The organism is Bacillus sp. 205(2023) (assembly GCF_037027485.1).
Taxonomy (GTDB): Bacteria; Bacillota; Bacilli; order Bacillales; family Bacillaceae; genus Bacillus; species Bacillus halotolerans.
Genome location: NZ_JAXCHF010000036.1, coordinates 1 through 357, shown reverse-complemented (window position 1 = coordinate 357; position 357 = coordinate 1). Strand labels below are relative to the sequence as shown.

Annotated in this window: 1 protein-coding gene; it reads right to left on the bottom strand. The window is 37.3% G+C overall.

Annotation, left to right across the window (positions count from 1 at the left end; translation table 11 throughout):
• Positions 1–262: transposase (locus WA325_RS21525; protein WP_336184165.1), on the bottom strand; the 262-nt coding region annotated here is incomplete at its 3' end.
• Positions 263–357: the final 95 nt, after the last annotated feature.

The following is a 357-nucleotide window of genomic DNA, read 5'->3' as shown; positions in this document are numbered from 1 at the left end:
CCATATTGTAGTAAATTTCTTTTTCGAGCTGTCTTTCTGAACGGATACCGTAGAGGTAGCCGATAAACATCATTTTGAATAAAATTAGCGGATCAAGTGAGGGGCGGCCTTTGTTTTCGCTGTAGTAAGGTTTCACCTTTTCAATGATGAAAGAGAAGTCTATGTGTTTATCAATTTTACGAAGCAGATGATCCTCTTCGACGAGTTGGTCAAGCAGAACAAATTCGGCCGCATTTTGAGAAGAATTTCTTGTGTGCAACATGAGAAAGACACCGTCCTTGTAAGTCTTTCTTTTATTTTATTACATGAGAATGGATATTTTAAGAAAAAATAAAGGCTGTCGAGATTTTCTCGACA